This window comes from Arthrobacter sp. TE12231, from assembly GCF_054062895.1.
This window is the reverse complement of sequence record NZ_JBSSFS010000001.1, coordinates 1,145,849-1,164,230: the sequence shown is the minus strand read 5'-3', so window position 1 is coordinate 1,164,230 and position 18,382 is coordinate 1,145,849. Positions and strand designations below refer to the sequence as shown.

The 18,382-nt window shown below is 66.5% G+C and carries 21 protein-coding genes and 1 other RNA gene; 7 read left to right on the top strand and 15 right to left on the bottom strand.

Annotated elements, in window-relative coordinates; translation table 11 throughout:
• Positions 1-95 precede the first annotated feature (95 nt).
• Positions 96-1,382 carry an Nramp family divalent metal transporter gene (locus tag ACVWYS_RS05290; protein WP_116766872.1) on the top strand — a complete coding sequence of 429 codons (1,287 nt, stop codon included), beginning with the start codon at positions 96-98 and terminating at the stop codon, positions 1,380-1,382.
• Positions 1,383-1,398: 16 nt separating this feature from the next.
• Positions 1,399-2,112 carry a metal-dependent transcriptional regulator gene (locus ACVWYS_RS05285; RefSeq protein WP_116766871.1) on the top strand — a complete coding sequence of 238 codons (714 nt, stop codon included), beginning with the start codon at positions 1,399-1,401 and terminating at the stop codon, positions 2,110-2,112.
• Here ACVWYS_RS05285 and ACVWYS_RS05280 read toward each other — a convergent pair.
• Positions 2,109-3,425, bottom strand: a complete 1,317-nt coding sequence (locus ACVWYS_RS05280) for an MFS transporter (protein ID WP_456510276.1) — start codon at positions 3,423-3,425, stop codon at positions 2,109-2,111. The two genes, ACVWYS_RS05285 and ACVWYS_RS05280, sit on opposite strands and share 4 nt — an antisense overlap.
• Positions 3,426-3,587: 162 nt before the next feature.
• On the opposite strand from ACVWYS_RS05280, the gene ACVWYS_RS05275 reads away from it, so the two are divergent.
• The 4 genes from ACVWYS_RS05275 to ACVWYS_RS05260 all read left to right on the top strand — a co-directional run bounded on the left by ACVWYS_RS05275 (position 3,588) and on the right by ACVWYS_RS05260 (position 5,131).
• Positions 3,588-3,959 carry a hypothetical protein gene (locus ACVWYS_RS05275; protein ID WP_456509421.1) on the top strand — a complete coding sequence of 124 codons (372 nt, stop codon included), beginning with the start codon at positions 3,588-3,590 and terminating at the stop codon, positions 3,957-3,959.
• Positions 3,960-4,006: 47 nt separating this feature from the next.
• Positions 4,007-4,141 (top strand): hypothetical protein, encoded by a 135-nt coding sequence (locus ACVWYS_RS05270; RefSeq protein ID WP_018775274.1) that lies wholly within the window; start codon positions 4,007-4,009, stop codon positions 4,139-4,141.
• Between the two features lie 132 nt (positions 4,142-4,273).
• Positions 4,274-4,750: a DUF6325 family protein gene (locus ACVWYS_RS05265; protein ID WP_456509420.1), complete on the top strand. Its 477-nt coding sequence runs from the start codon at positions 4,274-4,276 to the stop codon at positions 4,748-4,750.
• A gap of 36 nt (positions 4,751-4,786) precedes the next feature.
• Positions 4,787-5,131, top strand: coding sequence for an SHOCT domain-containing protein (locus ACVWYS_RS05260; RefSeq protein ID WP_456509419.1), 345 nt, complete (start codon positions 4,787-4,789; stop codon positions 5,129-5,131).
• Between the two features lie 99 nt (positions 5,132-5,230).
• Here the strand turns inward: ACVWYS_RS05260 and ssrA are convergent.
• From ssrA to ACVWYS_RS05195, 13 genes are all read right to left on the bottom strand, one after another.
• Positions 5,231-5,599, bottom strand: a transfer-messenger RNA (tmRNA) gene (gene ssrA, locus ACVWYS_RS05255).
• 151 nt (positions 5,600-5,750) lie between these two features.
• Positions 5,751-6,221, bottom strand: a complete 471-nt coding sequence (smpB, locus tag ACVWYS_RS05250; protein WP_091249322.1) for an SsrA-binding protein SmpB — start codon at positions 6,219-6,221, stop codon at positions 5,751-5,753.
• 103 nt (positions 6,222-6,324) lie between these two features.
• Positions 6,325-7,737: a peptidoglycan DD-metalloendopeptidase family protein gene (locus ACVWYS_RS05245; RefSeq protein ID WP_456509418.1), complete on the bottom strand. Its 1,413-nt coding sequence runs from the start codon at positions 7,735-7,737 to the stop codon at positions 6,325-6,327.
• Positions 7,738-7,763: 26 nt separating this feature from the next.
• Entirely contained in the window at positions 7,764-8,678 is a 915-nt protein-coding gene (gene ftsX / locus ACVWYS_RS05240; RefSeq protein WP_091249317.1) for a permease-like cell division protein FtsX, read from the bottom strand.
• Complete coding sequence (gene ftsE / locus ACVWYS_RS05235; RefSeq protein WP_344367318.1) at positions 8,675-9,490, bottom strand: cell division ATP-binding protein FtsE; 816 nt, start codon at positions 9,488-9,490, stop codon at positions 8,675-8,677. Before ftsE ends, ftsX begins: the two co-directional genes overlap by 4 nt.
• A 194-nt stretch (positions 9,491-9,684) precedes the next feature.
• Entirely contained in the window at positions 9,685-10,800 is a 1,116-nt protein-coding gene (gene prfB, locus ACVWYS_RS05230; protein ID WP_456508597.1) for a peptide chain release factor 2, read from the bottom strand.
• A 147-nt stretch (positions 10,801-10,947) separates the two neighbouring features.
• On the bottom strand, positions 10,948-11,427 hold the full coding sequence (locus ACVWYS_RS05225) for a pilus assembly protein TadG-related protein (RefSeq protein ID WP_337189820.1): 480 nt from the start codon (positions 11,425-11,427) through the stop codon (positions 10,948-10,950).
• The gene (locus ACVWYS_RS05220; RefSeq protein ID WP_456508596.1) at positions 11,424-11,924 is read right to left on the bottom strand and encodes a hypothetical protein; all 501 of its coding nucleotides are present in this window, start codon (positions 11,922-11,924) and stop codon (positions 11,424-11,426) included. The genes ACVWYS_RS05225 and ACVWYS_RS05220 overlap by 4 nt, the downstream gene beginning before the upstream one ends.
• A complete protein-coding gene (locus tag ACVWYS_RS05215; protein WP_116766864.1) occupies positions 11,905-12,321 on the bottom strand; it encodes a TadE family protein in 417 nt (138 codons plus the stop codon). The genes ACVWYS_RS05220 and ACVWYS_RS05215 overlap by 20 nt, the downstream gene beginning before the upstream one ends.
• Positions 12,322-12,324: 3 nt before the next feature.
• On the bottom strand, positions 12,325-12,528 hold the full coding sequence (locus tag ACVWYS_RS05210; protein WP_425547222.1) for a hypothetical protein: 204 nt from the start codon (positions 12,526-12,528) through the stop codon (positions 12,325-12,327).
• Between the two features lie 342 nt (positions 12,529-12,870).
• Complete coding sequence (locus tag ACVWYS_RS05205; protein WP_456508595.1) at positions 12,871-13,812, bottom strand: type II secretion system F family protein; 942 nt, start codon at positions 13,810-13,812, stop codon at positions 12,871-12,873.
• A complete protein-coding gene (locus ACVWYS_RS05200; RefSeq protein WP_344367313.1) occupies positions 13,809-14,663 on the bottom strand; it encodes a type II secretion system F family protein in 855 nt (284 codons plus the stop codon). The genes ACVWYS_RS05205 and ACVWYS_RS05200 overlap by 4 nt, the downstream gene beginning before the upstream one ends.
• Entirely contained in the window at positions 14,663-15,886 is a 1,224-nt protein-coding gene (locus ACVWYS_RS05195; RefSeq protein WP_456508594.1) for a CpaF family protein, read from the bottom strand. The genes ACVWYS_RS05200 and ACVWYS_RS05195 overlap by 1 nt, the downstream gene beginning before the upstream one ends.
• A 366-nt stretch (positions 15,887-16,252) precedes the next feature.
• Here ACVWYS_RS05195 and ACVWYS_RS05190 point away from each other — a divergent pair, with 366 nt between their 5' ends.
• Complete coding sequence (locus ACVWYS_RS05190; RefSeq protein ID WP_456508593.1) at positions 16,253-17,827, top strand: DUF2142 domain-containing protein; 1,575 nt, start codon at positions 16,253-16,255, stop codon at positions 17,825-17,827.
• On the opposite strand, the gene ACVWYS_RS05185 is transcribed toward ACVWYS_RS05190, so the two are convergent.
• A complete protein-coding gene (locus tag ACVWYS_RS05185) occupies positions 17,824-18,282 on the bottom strand; it encodes a GtrA family protein (protein ID WP_456508592.1) in 459 nt (152 codons plus the stop codon). The two genes, ACVWYS_RS05190 and ACVWYS_RS05185, sit on opposite strands and share 4 nt — an antisense overlap.
• Between the last annotated feature and the right edge of the window lie 100 nt (positions 18,283-18,382).

The window sequence follows — 18,382 nt, the reverse complement described above, 5'->3', positions numbered from 1 at the left end:
ATTTCTTGTAGGCTGACAAAACTTTGACGCCGGCCATTTTCCCGCCGGCGCCGGCCGCCGCGTCAACGAGGACGCGCCAATCACGGGAGCTGTCAGTGTTGGACGTAAAGGGACACGAACAACCGCCGCAGGGCGCCCGCACCTATAAACATCCGGGTGCCCACAAGGCGCTGATCGGCCTGCTGGGCCCGGCGTTCGTGGCGTCGATCGCCTACGTCGACCCCGGAAACGTGGCCGCCAACCTCACCGCCGGCGCGAAGTACGGCTACCTTCTGGTGTGGGTCCTGGTGGTCGCCAACATCATGGCCGTCCTGGTCCAGTACCAGTCCGCCAAGCTCGGGGTTGTCACCGGCAAGAGCCTGCCGGAGATCCTGGGCGAGCGGCTCAAGCCGTTCTGGCGCCGCGCCTTCTGGCTGCAGGCCGAAATCGTGGCCGCCGCCACCGACCTCGCCGAGGTAGTGGGCGGCGCAATCGCGCTGTACCTGCTGTTCGGCCTCCCCCTCCCCCTGGGCGCCGTGATTGTCGGCGCGGTGTCGATGCTCCTGCTCGCCGTGCAGGCCCGGGAGAAGCAGCGGCCCTTCGAATTCATCATCATGTTCCTGCTCGGCATCATCACCATCGGCTTCCTGGCCGGGCTGATCATCAGCCCGCCCGATCCGAGGGCCGCCCTGGCCGGGCTGATTCCAGGCTTCCAGGGCCCGGACACCGTCCTGCTGGCTGCCAGCATGCTCGGCGCCACCGTCATGCCGCACGCCATCTACGTCCACTCGGCCCTGTCCCGGGACCGGCACCGGCCCGACGAGCACCAGCATGTCCCGCCGTCGGCCGTCGCCCGCCTGGTCCGGGCCACCCGGTTCGACGTCGTGGCCGCGCTGGCCATCGCCGGCATCGTCAACATCGGCATGCTCCTCCTGGCCGCCTCCACTCTCGGCGGCGAGGACGGCACGGACACCATCCAAGGCGCGCACGCCGCCATCTCCGCCAACCTCGGCCCCGTCGTCGGCGTGGTCTTCGCGGTCGGGCTCCTCGCATCGGGCCTGGCGTCAACCTCGGTGGGCTGCTATGCCGGCGGAACCATCATGCAGGGCCTGCTCAAAATCCGGATTCCTGTCATGGCCCGCCGTGTGGTCACCCTGATTCCGGCCGTTGTGCTGCTGGCGGTCGGGTTCGATCCCACGTGGGCACTCATCCTGAGCCAGGTGGTCCTCAGCTTCGGGATTCCCTTTGTCCTGGTCCCTCTGGTGGTCCTGACCAGCAACAAGGCCCTGATGGGCAGGTTTGCCGACGGGTTGGCCCTCCGGATCGCCGCCATCATCAGCGTGGTGCTCGTCGTGGCACTCAACCTGGTCCTGCTCTGGCTCACGTTCTCCGCCCGCGGCTGACGGTAGGCTTGGGTTTGTGAAGACCAGTACGCCCTCCTCCTCGATCGAGGACTACGTCAAGGTCATCTACTCGTTCACCGAATGGCAGCAGAAGCCCATCACCTCCACGCAGCTGGCGCAGCGCCTGGGGGTCGCCAATTCCTCGGTGTCGGAGATGGTCCGCAAGCTCAAGGACCAAGGCCTCGTAGACCACAAGCCTTACAGCGCGGTCACCCTCACCAGCGACGGGGTCCGGCTGGCCCTGTCCATGGTCCGGCGGCACCGGCTGATCGAGACGTTCCTCGTTCAGGAACTCGGGTACCGCTGGGACGAGGTCCACGACGAAGCCGAGCTCCTGGAGCATGCCGTCTCCGACACCTTCATTGACCGGATGGCGGCGAAACTGGGGAACCCTTCCCGGGACCCGCACGGCGATCCCATCCCGGCCGCGGACGGCACCGTGCTGATGCCCGCCGCCTTCCGCCTGAGCGAACTCGACGACGGCCACACCGGCCGCATCACCCGGATCAGCGACGAAAACCCGGAACTCCTGCGCTACCTCGCCGCCGAGGACATCGACCTCGACGCCGAAGTGGAGGTTGTGGGGCGGAGGCCGTTCGGCGGCCCGCTCGTGGTCCGGATCGGTTCCGCCGCGGCGCCCCGTGAATTCGATTTCGCCGAGGAAGTCGCCTCGGCACTCTGGGTCCACAGCGACGCCGAGCACGCGGGCTGCAGCGTCCCGGAGCGCTAAGCCGGCTGCCCGTCCGTCACGGGCGGGTTCCGGATCCCGACGGCGGAAATCAGCGCGCCGGCCAGGAACAGCGCCGCTGTCACGGCCATGGTTCGCTGCAGGCCCGCCGTCGTGACCGCCGGTCCCGTGATGACGCCGGCGAACGCGATGGTCAGCAGGCCCGCGATGCGGGCCACCGCGTTGTTCACGGCGGAGCCGATCCCGGCCTCTTCCGGCTCGACGGCGCCCAGGATGGCTGCTGTCAGCGGTGCGACGGTGAGCGACAGGCCGAGGCCGAAGACCAGCAATCCGGCCAGGATCTGGCCGGCATAGTCCAGCGGGATCCCCACGCCCATCATCAAGACGAAGCCGGCGGCGCAGAGCAGGGGTCCTCCCGCCATGAACCAGCGGGAACCGAAGCGTCCGGCGAGGGCGCCCACCCGTGAGGACAGCAGCAGGAGCATCAGCGTCGGCGGCAGCAGGGCGAACCCGGCGGCCGTGGCGCCCAGGCCCGCCACCTGCTGGAGGTAAAGGCCCAGCACAAAGAAGCCCAGCGAGAGCGCGCCGTATATGGCCATCGTTGCGAGATTGCCCCAGCCAAAATTACGCACGGCGAAGAGCCTCAGCGGCATCATCGGGTACGGGGTCCGTGCCTCGTGCACAAGGAACGCGGCCAGGCCAAGCACCCCGGCAGCCAGCGGCACCCAGACCTGCGGAGCAGCCCAGTCCTTGCTGCCGGATTCAATGAGGGCGTACACCGTGCCGCCCAGCCCTATCACCGCCAGGACGGTTCCGAGCAGATCGATCCGGCTGCCGGGAATCCGCCCGTGGTCAAGACCTCTAAGGCGCCGGAGCACCGGCCACACGGCGATGGCCGGAACCACATTGATGAAGAAAATGACACGCCAGGTGAGCACATCGACCGAAAGGCCGCCTAAGAGAGGCGCCGCAACGATCGCGCCGCTGGTCCAGGCGGACCACCGGCCGATCGCCAGGGCTTGCGCAGGACCGGTGAAGACCGTGACGATCAGGGCGAGCGAGCTCGGCACCAGGAGCGCACCGGCGATGCCCTGCAGTCCGCGGGCGACGATGAGCACCTCGGCACTCCAAGCGAAGCCGCACAGGACGGACGTGGCGGTGAACCCCGCCAGGCCCCACTGCAGCACCCGGACGCGGCCGAACTGGTCCGACAGCGAACCGGCCACCAGGATCAACGCGCCCAGCGTCAGCAGGTAGGCATCCACCACCCACTGCTGGACGACCAGGCCGCCGCCGAGGTCCCTGCTGATGGCCGGGAGGGCGAGATTGACGACGGACCCGTCCAGGAAGGCCATGAAGGACGCCACGATGGCGACGTAGAGAACGCGCTGCTGTTGGGACACGGCTGCCGCCTTCCTCGCCGTCGGGCCGGGACCTCGACCGCCGGCGGTGTGTCGAGCCTAACACCGGGCCCCTTCGGTGGCTGGGGGCCGCCGTCGTTCCCGTATCGTTGAAGGATGGTTACCCGACGTGAAGCAGCCCAGATCCTCGACATTCCCTTGGAGATGGCGCACCGTCACGGCATCCCGTCCCGCTTGTCCGAGGCCGAGCTCGGTGAGCTGCTGGACAATCCCCCGGCGTGGCTGCTCCAGTCCAAAGCGAACCGGACCGGGAAGCGCCCTGTCTGGGTCCAGCTCACGTGTGCGGTTTGCGGATTCTCTGAGTCGGCCCGGCCCAAGAAATGGTGGCCGGAGTTCACCTACGTCTGTTGCGCCCACCATGAGGCCCGTGACATCCCGGTCCTCGGGCCCGGGCTCGTGCGCAGCGTGTACGACGGCGTCGGCAGCCGCTTCGCAGGCATCGTGGACGCCGAGGTTCCCGAGGCGTAGCTTAGAAAGAGGGGCTACTCCGGGCCCCTGCCGTGAGGGAGAGCACCATGCCTGACAAGACGCCGCACCAGAGCGTGTCGAAAAAGTCGGTTAAGACGATCAAGGAAAAACGGGCCGAGAAAAAGGCCAAGCATATCGTTGACGCCCACACCGACCCGGTGGCGCACATCAAGAAGCGCTGAACAATGCTGAAGGCCGGAAGCTGTTGCTTCCGGCCTTCAGCATCTCACCCGGCGCGGGTGGTGACGCCGCGGCGGCGGACGGCCACACTAGGACCAGCGCGCCGGACAGCGCGCTCGAACCAGACCGGAGGAATGCCAGTGACAACCACACCGGAGACCGAGGCCCACGGGCCGGTCGACTTCGTACTCCTTGAGTTCCCCATGACGGGACTGACGGGACGGGCCAGTGAGGAACTCGTCAAACTCGTCGATCAGGGCGTGATCCGCCTCTTCGATCTCCTCGTCGTCATGAAGAACGAGGACGGCACTGTGGAAGTGCTCGAACTTACCGACCCGGGAGGCCCGGCGGCGGGGTTCTCCTACTTCGAGGGCGCACAGACAGGGCTTCTGGGCGACGACGATATCGCGGAGGCGTCGGCCGCGCTTCTCCCGGGGACGGTCGCCGCGCTGATTGTCTACGAGAACACTTGGGCAGCGCCGTTCGTAGCGGCCGTTCGCGAAAGCGGTGGCGAGCTCGTCGGGAGTACACGGATTCCCGCGCCGGACGTCATGGAGGCGCTCGACGCCCTCGAGGCCCGCGACGCCGCGACGCCAGCAGCCGACGCATAGGCCCTGACGCAGAAGAAATGTGAGAGGAGAGCAATTATGGGACTTCTTAGGGGTATGGCCCGGACGGCCGTGGTTGCCGGGACGGCATCTGCCGTCAGTGGCCGCGTCCAGCGCCGCCAGGCTAACAAGTTTGCCGAGAAGGATGCCGCTACCGCGGCCAAGCAGCAAGAGGCCTACGATGCGCAGATGGCGCAGCAGCAACCGCCGCCCGAGTATCAGCAACCTGTCTATCAACAGCCACCGCCCCCGCCCCCGCCTCCTTCAGGCGGCATCACGGACGACGCCATCCAGCAGCTCAAGGAGCTCGGAGCTCTGAAGGAGCAAGGGATTCTCACCGAAGAAGAGTTCGTGGCCCAGAAGGCGAAGATCCTCGGCAACTGAACGATTCTCCGGGCAGTGCTCCGGCCTATTCTCCCGGGCAACAAAAAAGGTGGGGGAAGTGTCAGTAGACACTTCCCCCACCTTTTTTCGGGGTGATGCTTGTGGAGATGGGGGGAATTGAACCCCCGTCCGATGTCGTGTTGTCAGGGCTTCTCCGGGCGCAGTTTGCGTTGGATTTTCTCGGCCCCAGCCATGCTGCAAACAGCTGGCTGATCCGGGCCCAGTCATCTAAGAGTCCCGTTTACCCCGATGACGGAGGTAAACAGCAGTGGCTATCTAAATGACGCCAGGATCCGGGGCAATAGCAACCTCGGGCTGACGGACTGTCTTACTGCTTAGGCAGCGAGAGCGAAGTCAGTGCGTTTTGATTCGGCACTTATTGGTTTGCAGACAGCGTTTACGAGATAATTCTGCATCCTCGGCCCGCTTCACCTGTCGCGACTAACATCGTCGAAACCGATCATCCCCGTATTTTTTTATCAAACCGGACTAGCCTGATGCTGAACCGCTTCGCGGTCCTGCTTCGTTCCTTCCCGGACACTCAATCATAACGCACGACCCCTGGGAAACATTCCCGGCAACGTTCCAGGGGCCCGCCGGCCAGACGGTAGATCGCCCGCTAGCGCCGGTTGCGTTCGCGCATGACCCGCTGGGCCTCGCGCTTGTCCTGCTGTTCGCGCAGCGTCTGGCGCTTGTCGTATTCCTTCTTACCGCGGGCGACGCCGATTTCCACCTTCGCGCGGCCGTCCACGAAATACAACTGCAGCGGCACGATCGTGAAACCCGATTCCCGGATTTTGTGCGAGATCTTCGTGAGCTCCTCTCGGTGCAGCAGCAGCTTGCGGCGGCGGCGTGCGGCGTGGTTGGTCCAGCTCCCCTGGTGGTATTCGGGGATGTGGATGCCCTCCATCCACAGCTCATCGTTATAGAACGTGCAGAAGCCGTCGACCATTGAGGCATGGCCTTCGCGCAGGGACTTTACTTCAGTGCCCATCAGCGCGATGCCGGCCTCGTATGTGTCAAGGATGTGGTAGTCGTGCCGGGCCTTGCGGTTGGTGGCCACTACCTTACGGCCACTTTCTTTGGGCACGGTAGGACTCCTTGGTTGTGGTGGTGATTCACTCCGGCCGGGTGGCGCGGAACCTTTCCAGTTTACGGCAGGGCGGCCGCCGCAGCGGATGGCCCGGGACGGGCTACAGCAGGGTCATGGGGTCCACGGCCCGGCCGTTGAGCCAGGTCTCGAAGTGCGCGTGGCACCCGGTGGAGTTGCCGGTGGTTCCCGAGTAGGCGATCAGCTGCCCCTGTTCAACGTGCTGGCCGACCGAGACCGTCACAGAGGTGTTGTGGTAGTAGATCGTGGTCAGCGAGTTGCCCTGGATGACGCCATGGGAAATCTTCACCCGGTTGCCGCCGCCGTCGTTGCCCCAGCCGGCCGAGAAAACGGTGCCGGCCGCCGCGGCGTAAACGGGGGTGCCGCACGTGGCGCCGAAGTCGATGCCGGTGTGCATATAGCCGCCGGTGCCGTAGAAGTCGATGGTGCCGGGCGGCGTCGCGCGCCAGCCGAATCCGGACGTGATCGGGATGTTGGAAGAGAACGGGTGCCGGAGGCCGAAGGCCGACGGCGGTCCCTGGACCGGAACGTAGGGCTGGACCGCCTGTCCCTGCGCACGGGCGGCCGCGGCCGCGGCCTCGGCGATGCGGCGCTGCTCGGCTTCCCAGGCCTCACGCAGTTTCCGGTCGCGTTCGGCGATATCGGCGGCGACGGCGTCCTGCTGGGCTTTGACCTGGGCGAGCTGGTTCTGGATGCCGGGCTTGGCAGCCTGGAGTTCGGCGTCGATCCTGGTGGTATCGGCGATGAGCTTGTCCACCTGCGCCTTCTTGGCTTCGGCCTCGTCCCGGGCGGCCTTCTCCCGTGCCAGTGCTGCGTCGGCTTTGGCCTTGAGGTCCGTGATTTCGGCCTCGACGGCTGCCAGCCGGGCCTGCGCGTTGACGTTGGTGGCACTCTGCTGCGTGAGCTTGTCCATCGCGGAGTTTTGGCTGCGCAGGGCCTGGTCCGCGAGGTCGATGGTGTCGGTCAGGCTGCCGCCCTGGTTCGAGCCGAAGAACAATGACAGGTTGGACGGTACGCCGCCGGACTTGTAGGCCTGCGTGGCGATCTGCCCGATCAGCTTGCGGGTGTCGGCGATCTTCTGCTTATCGCTCTCGAGCTGCGCGGTGATTTTGGCCTTGTTCTGCTGCGCGAGGTCCACGCGGGCAGCGAGGGCGTCCACCTCCTGGACTGCTCCGGCCACCCGTCCCTGGGCGTCCATGAGGGCCTGCTGGGCGGCGGGGAGCTGGCCCTGGTACAGGACCAGGTCTGCCGCGGCCTGGGCGATCCTGGCATCCACGAACTCCAGGGAGTCCTGGACCTGCGCCGCCTGATCCTTCAGTGCGGCCTGCTGGTCGTCCAGGTTGTCCGCAAATGCCACCGGCGCCGAGGCGCCCAGGCTTCCCGCGAGGACCAAGGCCAGGGTGGCGCTGATCATCCGGCTGCGGCGTCCCACCAGGCGAAGCCGGAGGGGGTGCCGGAGGGGGTGCCGGAGGGGGCGGGGGGCCATCGGTGTCATAAGCATTCCCTTTTCGTTGCGCAAAGCTAGACCCGCAAGTACCGGCGGAGGGTCAGCAGGGAGGAAATTCCGGCCAGGACGACGCCCAGGCCAATCAGGGCAGGTGCCAGCATCAGGGTCTGCCCCGGCGAGATGAAGGCGGTGTCCGGGTACTGCTTGGACAGGACCTCGCCAAGGAAGAAGTGGGCCACCGCCCACAGGGTGCCGGAGGCCAGGGCGGCGCCGATCACCGCGGCGATGACGCCTTCGAGGATGAACGGCAGCTGGATCACCATCTTGGACGCTCCCACGAGCCGCATGATGCCCGTCTCGCGGCGCCGGCTGAACGCGGAGAGCCGGATGGTGGTCGCAATCAGCAGGATGGCGCAAATGATCATGACGCCGGCGATGCTCACTGCCACGAGGGACGCCGCGTTCATGGCCGAGAACAGGCGCTCCAGCAGCTGACGCTGGTCGATCACGGTCTCCACGCCGGCCTGCGAGGAAAAGGTCTCGCTGATGATCTCGTACTTCTCCGGGTCCTTCATGTTGATCCGGAACGAGGCCGGAAGCTGGTCCGGGGTCACGGAGTCGACGATCGGGGAATTGGAGAACTGTTCCTTGAAGTGCTTGTAGGCGTCGTCTTTGGACTCGTACTGGAAGTCGTTGACGTACTGCGCGACCGCGGGCGACTGCAGGAGCTTGCGCAGGTTGTCTTCCTGCTCCGGGGTGGCAGGGCCGGTGGCGCAGCCAGGCGCCGTCGAACCGTCACTGCACAGGAAGATGGCCACCTGGACTTTGTCGTACCAGTAGCCTTTCATCTGGTTGATCTGCAACTGGAGCATGCCGGCGGCGCCGACGAAGGTCAGGGACACGAAGGTCACCAGGATGACGGAGATCACCATGGACAGGTTGCGGCGCAGTCCGCTGCCGATCTCGCTCAGGACGAATGCAAGCCTCACGCCTGGCCCTCCCCTGCGGTGCGGAGCCCGCGCGCTTCGGCGCGTGTTTCCGCACGGGGGGACGTAGCGGGCGGCTCGTCCCGGCCGCTGGCGTCGCGCAGGCGGCGCGACTGGCCCACCACCGGAATCATGGACGTGTACAGGGCCCTGGCCTCGTCGCGGATCACGACGCCGTTCTTGAGTTCCACGACCCGTTTGCGCATCTCGTTGACGATGTCGTCGTCGTGCGTGGCCATCACCACGGTAGTGCCGTTCTGGTTGATCTTGTCCAGCACGCCCATGATGCCCATCGAGGTGGTGGGGTCCAGGTTGCCGGTGGGTTCGTCGGCCAGCAGGATGCCGGGCCGGTTCACGACGGCGCGGGCGATCGCCACGCGCTGCTGCTCACCGCCGGAGAGTTCGTGCGGGAGCCGGTTTTCCTTGCCTTCCAGGCCCACGGTCTTGAGGACCTCGGGGACGGTGTCGCGGATGACGCTGCGGCTCTTGCCGATGACCTGCATGGCGAAGGCGACGTTGGCGAAGACTGTCTTTTGCGGCAGCAGGCGGAAGTCCTGGAAGACGACGCCGATGCCTCGGCGCAGGCGCGGCACGCGCCAGCTGGAGATGTTGGCGACGTTCTGGCCGGCGACGTACACGGCCCCGGAGGAGGCGCGGTCCTCTTTGAGGACCAGGCGCAGGAAGGTCGACTTGCCGGAGCCGGAGGCCCCGACGAGGAAGGCGAATTCGCCGCGGTCGATCTCAAGGTTGATCGAATCCAGCGCCGGCCGCGCCTTCTGGTCATAGACCTTGGTGACATTTTCGAAACGGATCATGGCCCTTAGTACCCTGCAGGACATGGCCGCGGGGACCCGGTTCTGCTGCCGGCGCAAGGGCTTTCGTGTGGGGGAAGTAGAGCTCCGGCCCCTCGACTATACGCACGGGTAACGGCGGATCGGCCGGAACGGCGGGGCGTGTCGCACGATTGTCAGCGACCTCCCAGTCGAGGCGACCGGCCGGGGTGCGGGGCCTACTTCTCGGCGTTGCGGTTGTCGGTCCGCCAGCGGATCCCGGCGTCGATGAAGTCGTCGATTTCGCCGTCGAACACCGCCGAGGTGTTGCCGACCTCGTGCTCGGTGCGCAGGTCCTTGACCATCTGGTACGGGTTCAGGACGTAGGAGCGCATCTGGTCGCCCCACGAGGCTTTGACGTCGCCGGCGAACGCCTTCTTCTCGGCGTCCTCCTGTTCCTTCTTCAGCAGCAGCAGGCGGGACTGCAGCACCCTCAGGGCGGCGGCGCGGTTCTGCAGCTGCGATTTCTCGTTCTGCATGGACACCACGGTCCCGGTGGGGATGTGGGTCAGGCGCACGGCGGAGTCGGTGGTGTTGACCGACTGGCCGCCGGGGCCGGAGGACCGGAAGACGTCGACGCGGATCTCGTTGTCGGGGATGTCGATGGAGTCCGTCTGCTCGATCAGCGGGATCACTTCCACTGCGGCGAAGGAGGTCTGGCGGCGGCCCTGGTTGTCGAACGGGCTGATCCGGACCAGGCGGTGGGTACCGGCCTCGACGCTGAGCGTGCCGTAGGCGTAGGGCGCCTTGACCTCGAACGTCGCGGACTTCAGCCCGGCTTCTTCGGCGTAGGAGGTGTCCATGATGGTGGTCGGGTAGCCGTGGCGTTCGGCCCAGCGCAGGTACATGCGCAGCAGCATTTCGGCGAAGTCCGCCGCGTCCACGCCGCCAGCTCCGGCCCGGATGGTCACCACGGCTTCGCGCTCGTCGAACTCGCCAGAGAGCAGTGTGACCACTTCGAGCTCGCCCAGCGCCTTGCGGACCGATTCCAGCTCCGCGGCGGCGTCGGCCATGGATTCGGCGTCGTCCTCGTCTTGGCCGAGCTCCACCAGGACCTCGAGGTCGTCGATCCGGGCCGCCAGCTTGTTGAGGCGCTCGAGCTCGGACTGCTTGTGCGAGAGCTTCGAGGTGATGACCTGCGCCGCGGCGGGGTCGTCCCACAGGTTGGGTTCACCGGCCCGCTCGCTGAGCTCGGCGATGTCTTCCTTGAGCGCCTCGACGTTCGAGACGTTCTCGATGGACGCATAGGTGGCCCGCAGCGCGCGGATTTCAGCGGGAAAATCAATGTTTGCCATGGTTTTTTAAGCCTACGCTATGTGTCCTAGCCCCCTGACCCTCACCGCGGCCCCCTTCCCCTCCCGGATGCCCTGTCACTTGGGGCTGCTATCGGCCCCGGTTGGCAGCATCTACTGATAGGGCAACCGGGATGTTGGGGACGCGGGTCAGCGGCTGAGGCGGGACCGCGCCGTCGACGTCGCCTCGATCCGGATGCCGTCGGGCACCAGGAAGTTCACCACTGGCGGGTGGACCGCAGCGCTGAGCACCACGACGGCGGTGGCACCGTCCGGGCTGCCCGTGGACGGCGCCACACTGAGGCCGCTGACGCGACCGAAGGCGCCGTTGCGGCTCAGATAGTCGACGGCGGCGCTGCGCACCCTGGTACCGCTCAATACGGCGGATGGCGTGCCGCCGGCGTTGCCGAGCTGCCCGAGCGTGAAGCTGTCCGCTGCGGCCACCGAGGCGCCGTCCGCGAGCGAGAGCAGTTTCTTGTGTTCGAGGTAGACGCTGGAAGCGGCAATGACGACGGTCGCGACAAGCAGGGCAATCACGACGAACCCGATGCTCAGCACCAGCACCTGGCCCTCCTGCGGGCGGGACGGGTTCCTGGCTGGATGCTGGAATGCACCGACGTGGATTTTCACCGGAACCTTCCCACCAGCTGGGTTGCCGAGGCGCTGAGCTGGCTCGCGTTGAGATGAAGCACATCGCTGAAGGGCACAAAGGGCAGCGGCACGGCGAGGTGAACGGTGACCGTCACCGCCGAGCCGGGAGCCAGACAGTCCGCGGGTTCGCAGCGTGTGTCGATGCTGGCGTTCTCCGGCGGCTGCCCGTAGTCGGCGAGCGCCAGCAGCACGGCCTGCTCGGCAGCGGCCCGGCCGCTTGCCGCGTCCGGCTGGGCGACATAGACCTTGGCGGCCTGGTCCGCGGCGCCAACCACAGCGAACGAGCCGCCCTGGATCTGGCCCACGGTGACGATGAAGTACACGAGGGGCACCATCAGCAGCATGGACAGGAAAACGAACTCGATCACGGCACTCCCCTGTTCCAGCCCGGCGCTGAGGTCCCGAGAGACGCCGTCGCCCCCGGGGACGCCCCGGACTGGGCGGGGCGCTGCGCCGTTACGGCTGGATGGCCGCATGGCCCTTCACCTCCAGGAGCGCCCGTGGACCGATAAAGCCGATGACCGGCAAGGGCGCACGGACAGTGACTTCCAGCGTGCGGATGCCCTGGTACGTGGACTCGCTGGTGGCCACGTCCCGGGCGAAATCGGGGTTCAGCGCCGCCGTGATCAGCTGGACCGTACGGTCCCGGGCATCCCCGGAGTTGCGGTCCGCCAGCGTGCCGTATCTGGCCCCCGAGGCGGCGGCGTCTATCAGCGTGTTCCGCACATGGAGGACCAAGGTGAGCTGGACGATCGCGAGGAAGAACAACGTGAGCAGCGCGCCGATCAGCACGAAGTCCACCACGGCGGCCCCACGCTCACGGTCTGTGATGCGCCGGAGCCCGGTGCCGTGCCCCGCGCCTTGTGCCGCCACCTGCTACTGTCCGACCTTATCCATGGCCTGGTTGAAGAGCCCCTCCAGTGCCGGACCGGCGAGGGCCAGAAGGGCTGCCACGAGGACGGCGGACATAAGGGTGATCATCACCCAGCCGGGCACATCCCCCCGCTCCGGATGGTCTGCTACCGGGGCACGGTGGTCCCCCGGCCGCAGCCGCGACGCGACAGACCGCCACGTCACCATGCTCAGCGCCATCAATGCCATCCGGGTTCCGAAGTTCTTCACGGTGTCCTCTTTCCTCGTTCTTCTCGTGCCTGATCTCTCTTGTTTCGTGCTTCTGTCTTTCCGCTGCTTCTGTCTTTCCGGTGCTGTTGTCGATCTGGTGCATCTGGTTTCCTGCGCTTCGTGCCTGAATCCTGGTGATGCTTCGGTGCAGAACCTGGCACCGCATCCGGGCCGGCAAGTCCCGGACCGCGGGACGTTCTTCGTATCCTCTTCCGTCGTCGTATGGCTTTTTTTGAATTCCGTCCTTATGGCCTGCAAGGCCTCGCCGTCTGCGCCGCGTCCAGGCTGGGCTGGCGGCTCCTAGAGTCCGAGACTGATGGCGGCCAGGCCGGGGAACACGGCGAAGATGACTGTTAGCGGAAGCACCCCGAAGACGAGCGGCACCATCATCCCGATCTCCTTCTTGCCGGCGGACTCCATGAGCTCCCTTTTGGCTGTGTCCCGGACATCCTGTGCCTGCGCGCGTAGGACGTCGGCCAGGGGTGTTCCGCGCTCCACGGCCACGATCATTCCGTCGACGAAACGGAGAAGGGGTCCCTGATCCGTCCTGGCCGAGAACTCCCGCAGGGCCTCCACGAGGGGCTTCCCGGCCCGGGTCTCGGAGAGGACGCGGCTGAATTCGTGCGAGAGCTCGCCCCGGGCGCTGCGGCAGACCCTGTCCAGCGCACCGGTGGCGCTTTCCCCGGCACTGACAGCGAGGGCCATGAGTTCGGCGATGCTGGGAAACTCCGCCATCGTCAGCGCCTCCCGTTTCTTGATGTGCGCTCCCAGCAGGTAGTCCCGGAGCAGGAACCCGCCCACGGCGCTCCCCACGACGGCCACCACCGCAACGAACGGGCTGAAGCTGCCAAGACTGCCGGCGAGCGCCACGACGCCGACGGCGAGGACAAAGCCGCCGGCCGCCCACACGAGCTGTTCGGCCCGGAAGTCCACCGCTGTCTTGGCGCTCCCGGCGCGGGCAAGCCTGCGGTTCAAGGCCGTCGCACCAAGGTTGATTCGGCCTAGTGATCTGACGCCGTCGCGGATCGCCGGGCGGAGAATCCTTTCCAGCGGCCCGAACGGCGTGACATTGCGCGGGGCGGTCCGCAGGAGCCGGGATTCCAGGTTGTGGGTTCTCAATTGCGGACCGATACGTTCGACGAACGTCGTCGGGCGCATGAAGGGAAGCCGCACGAGGAACAGCCAGAGTCCGGCCCCGAGGACTGAGCCGCATACCGTGGCACCCGCCATCAGCCCGGTCATCGGAGCACCCGCTGCTCTTCCGGCAGCGCCCCGATCCGCAACATGATGGCATAGGAAATCAAAGAGACAGCCAGGCCGCCCAGTAGGACCGCCGCCCCGGCCGCGGTGTTGTAGGCCATCACGGCCTCGGGCCTGCTGGCCAGCAGCACCAGCACAATCCAGGGCGCCGCGACGGCCAGCCGGGCGGCGTTGACGGTCCAGGACTGTCTGGCCTCCAACTCACTCCGGGTCCGGGCGCTCTCACGCAAGAACTCGGCGAGGGTGCCGAGGAGTCGCCCGAGATCAGAGCCGCCCACCTCCCGGGTGAGCCGGAGCGCCTCGACAATCCGGTCCGCCACGGGATCAGCCAGGCGTTCTTTGAGCCGGGTGAGCGAGGGATCGAACTGGCCTCCGGAACGGTAGTCGGAGCCGAAGTCCACGAACACGTGGCGAAGCTCCACGGGGCCTTTCTCGCCAAGTTGGATCAGGGCCTCGGGCAGTGACAGGCCGGCCCTGATGGCTGACCGGAGGTGGTCTACGACGTCGGGCCAGAGTTGGCGGAGGACGGCCGTGCGCTTCCTTGCACGCCACCGGACGATCGCCATCGGCAGCCAGCCGCCAAACAGGCCAAAGCATCCCGAGATCGGCCACGACGCTGTCACTGCGAAGAAGGCCAGGGTTGTAAATACGCCGACCCCGAGGCACGAGGCGAGCAGGCCTGCCGCGCTGACCTTTTCGATGCCCGCCGTCCGCAGCAGATCCTCAACCCTGCTGGTCCGGGACTTGCGCCCGGAGCTCCCGGGCTGCTCCCACGCGGACCACCAGATCAAGAGAAGTCCGGCCCCGCCCAGCATCCCCAGGAGCGGCGCCATTAGCGCGGCTCCAGGAGCGCCGCGACGTCATAGCCGGAGCGGGCGAACTTTTCCGCGGCGGGCATCGAGTTGGCCTTCGGAAGAAGCTGCCCGTCCGACATCGTGAACACCATGGAGGATTCGATGATTCCGTTTTCCACGCGGCGGCCCAGCGACAGGATCTCGGTGACCTGTCGGCGCCCGTTGGCGTGCCGGCTGCAGTGGACCACCAGGTCGATGCAGGACGCCACCGTGGGAACCACGAAGGCACTGGAAATGTTGTCGCCGGCGAGCAACGGCAGCGTGCAAATCTTCGTCACGGCGTCATGTGCGGAGTTTGCATGGACGGTGCACATCCCGGGAAGACCCGAATTCAAGGCTATGAGCATGTCAAGGCTCTCAGCCTCCCTGACCTCCCCCACCACGAGCCGGTCGGGCCGCATGCGCAAGGCCTCCTTGACGAGCCGCCGCAGCGGAATTTCCCCCTGCCCCTCCAAGTTCGGTTGCCGGCACTGCAGCCCCACGACGTCGCGGAGCGGAAACTGCAGTTCGAAGATCTCCTCCACCGTGATGACCCGCTCACGGGTGCCGATGCTCGCCGCGAGGCAGTTCAGCATGGTGGTTTTGCCAGCCTGGGTGGCGCCCGAGACCAGGATGTTGAGGCCGCTGGCGACGGCCGCACCGAGGAACCTGGCCGCCTGCGGGGTCAGCGTTCCCAGCTCCACCAGGTGCTCCAGCCGGCTGGCCTTGACCACGAACTTGCGGATATTGATGGCCCAGTGCCGCCGGGTGACATCCGGGATGACCACATGCAGACGTGAGCCGTCCGGGAGCGCCGCATCCACGAACGGGGAGGACATGTCCAGCCGACGGCCGGAGCTCTTCAGCATCCGTTCCACGAGGTCCCGGACCTGCTGGTCCGTCAACGACACAGAAGTCAGCTCCGATTCGCCGTTGCGCGCCACATAGATCTCGCTGGGCGCATTGAGCCAGATTTCCTCGATGCCCGGATCGTCCAGGAGGGGCTGCAGCGCGCCGAAGCCGGCCACGGCGTCGTAGACGAATCTCCGCGCCGACTCCAACGGCCCCAGTGGCGGCAGCGGCGCCAGCAAGGCCCGCTCGTCGTAGTCGCTGACCGCCGCTTCGACCAGCCGCCGGACCTCCCCGGACTGCCGCAGGGGGTCCAGGCCGCGCCGGCGGATCAGCTCGCGGACCTCGTCCTCGACAATGCGCACAGCCTCCATGCAGCCCCCAATATGACTGACGCCCCACTGCCGAGGCGATGAAAGTGGCTTAAACCTAGGCGGCACTGCCCGGCCGGACAAGGGGTGCGGCGGCCTTATGTGGATAACCGCCACCGTGGCGGGACAACATCTTTCTCACCGGTCACAGCAGGCTCATTGGCCTCACGGCCGGACCGAGCCGGAGCGGCCGGTCGGGCGGACAGCGCTTTTGTACCGGGTGCCTGGTGGCCCTACGATCGACGGGGGACAGACGGGCCCCGGCGTCCCGACGCGGTGTTCTGCGCGAATCTTCATGAGCAGTTTTCCGGCGGGGCGCTTCAAGGGCGCTGGACGCGTCTCATCACTGTGAAACGGTGCACTGAATCCATGAGTCTTCCCTTGCGCAAAGCGCAGCGGCCCCGCCAGGCGAATCCGGCGCAGTCCAAGCCCCCCGCACCGGTCCTGCGCTTCGGCATGATCTTCCTGATCCTGTCGATGTTCAGCACGTTGTGGAGCCTTGCCTCTCCCCTGATGTCGGTCCCCGACGAACCGGCCCACACGATCAAGGCCGCCGCCGTGGCCCGGGGGCAGTTCCTCGGCACGTCCGGACAGACCCAGGGCGAACAGCTTCAGGTGGTGGTGCCCAAGTACATCGCCGACACCCAGTCCCTAACCTGCTTCGCCTTCAAAGTGATCGTCACCGCTGACTGCTCCCCCGGGCTGGATTCCGCGGACCGGCAGCCGACGACGGCCGGCACGTCGGCCGGCAACTACAACCCCCTGTACTACCTGGTGGTGGGCCTGCCCTCCACGATCCTGAGCGGCGAGCCGGCCATCTACGCCATGCGGATCCTCAGCGGATTGCTGTGCTCTTTGTTCCTCGCTGCCACGCTCCTCGCCACCACCCAGTTCGCCAACCGGCGCTGGCCCGTCGCGGCCGCGGGGATCGCCGTCACGCCCATGGTTCTCTACCTCTGCGGGTCCATCAACCCGAATGCCCTGGAGATCGTCGCCACCTCAGCAGTGTTCGTCAACCTGTGCCTCGTGCTTGAGAACGTGCGGGAGCTGTCCCGGTTCCGGTTCAACATCGTTGTTGTGGGGGTCGCTGCCGCCGTCCTGGCCAACACCCGGGCGTTGTCACTGCTGTGGCTTGCCCTGGCTGTCATTGCCGCCCTGCTCATGGTCCCGCCCCGGGATCTACTGCTCCTGGTGAAGAACAAGCTCGTCCTGGCCATGGCCGCCCTGATTGCCGTCGCGGCGGCCCTCGGCCTCCTGTGGCTCAAGACAGCCAACACCCTCGCCAGCCTGCTGGGCACCCCCGGTACCGTCACCCCGGAGCAAGCCTTCGGCACCATGGTTGAGCGGACATTCGACATCGCGGCCTCCTACGTGGCCCAGCTCGGCTGGCTGGACACCAACGGTCCCACCGGCGTCTACTTTTGGTGGTCCTGCCTCACCGGGGCACTCATGGTCGCCGCGGTGTCCGTCAGGCTGTGGCGCCCTCGGCTCGGATTCATCGTGCTGCTCGCCGCGGCGATCGCCATCCCGCCAATCCTTCAGGCTCAGGTGGTCACGGAGTTGGGCTACATCTGGCAAGGCCGCTACCTTCTGCCCGTGATTGTCCCGATGCTCCTGGCCGCGGGACTGGCCCTGCGCTTCCTCCGGTTCCCCGACTCGCTCTTCGCGCGGAGAATCACGATGTGGGCGATCGGGCTCACCGCGGCCGCGCACACCGCGGTGTTCGCCAATGCCTTGCGCAGGTACGGAGTCGGAATATCCACCGAAGCCAACTGGGCGGACATGTTCGGGGCAACCAAGTGGGAGCCGCCGCTGGGCTGGCTTCCCCTGGCTCTTGCCTATCTGGCCGTGACAGCCGTGGCGGGAGTCCTGCTGTACCGCCAATTGTCGCCCGGCCAGCCCCCGGCCGGGGAGCCCATCAACGACGGAAGCAGCCTTAGCTAATCCCGATGATGAGGGCCGCTGGCAGGGGTCGCGGAGGCGTCGAGGTCGACGATGTCGCGGTCATGCTCCGGCGCGGGCTTGAAGATCCAGTGCTTGTAGAGCAAGAAGTTCCAGGCGGTCGTGGCGATGGTCGCGATGACCTTGCCGAGCGCGTAGGACTGGCCGGCCCCTGCGGCGAGATTGACGATCACGTCTGTTGCCACGACATTGAACGCTACAAGTGCCCCGTATTTGATGAAGCTGACGTGGGCCCGGGCGCCGGACTGGAACGTGAAGTTCTTTTGGACGAAGAAGTTGAAGACCAGGCTGGTCAGGAAGGCGATCGGGGTGGCAATCCACAGATCGACGTTGCCCACCTCATGAAGGAGGGCCAGGAGTCCGAGGTCGATGGCGAAGGAAAGCCCTCCCACCACGAGGAACTTGACCAGGAAGCCGTCGCGCACAAGGGTCTTCATGCGGTGAGCAAGGCTCACAATTCAATCCCCATTGTTCGAACATACCGCCTGTAATCGTTGATGTGTCCGGGCGCTTTCATCCACAGGGACATCCGGCAAG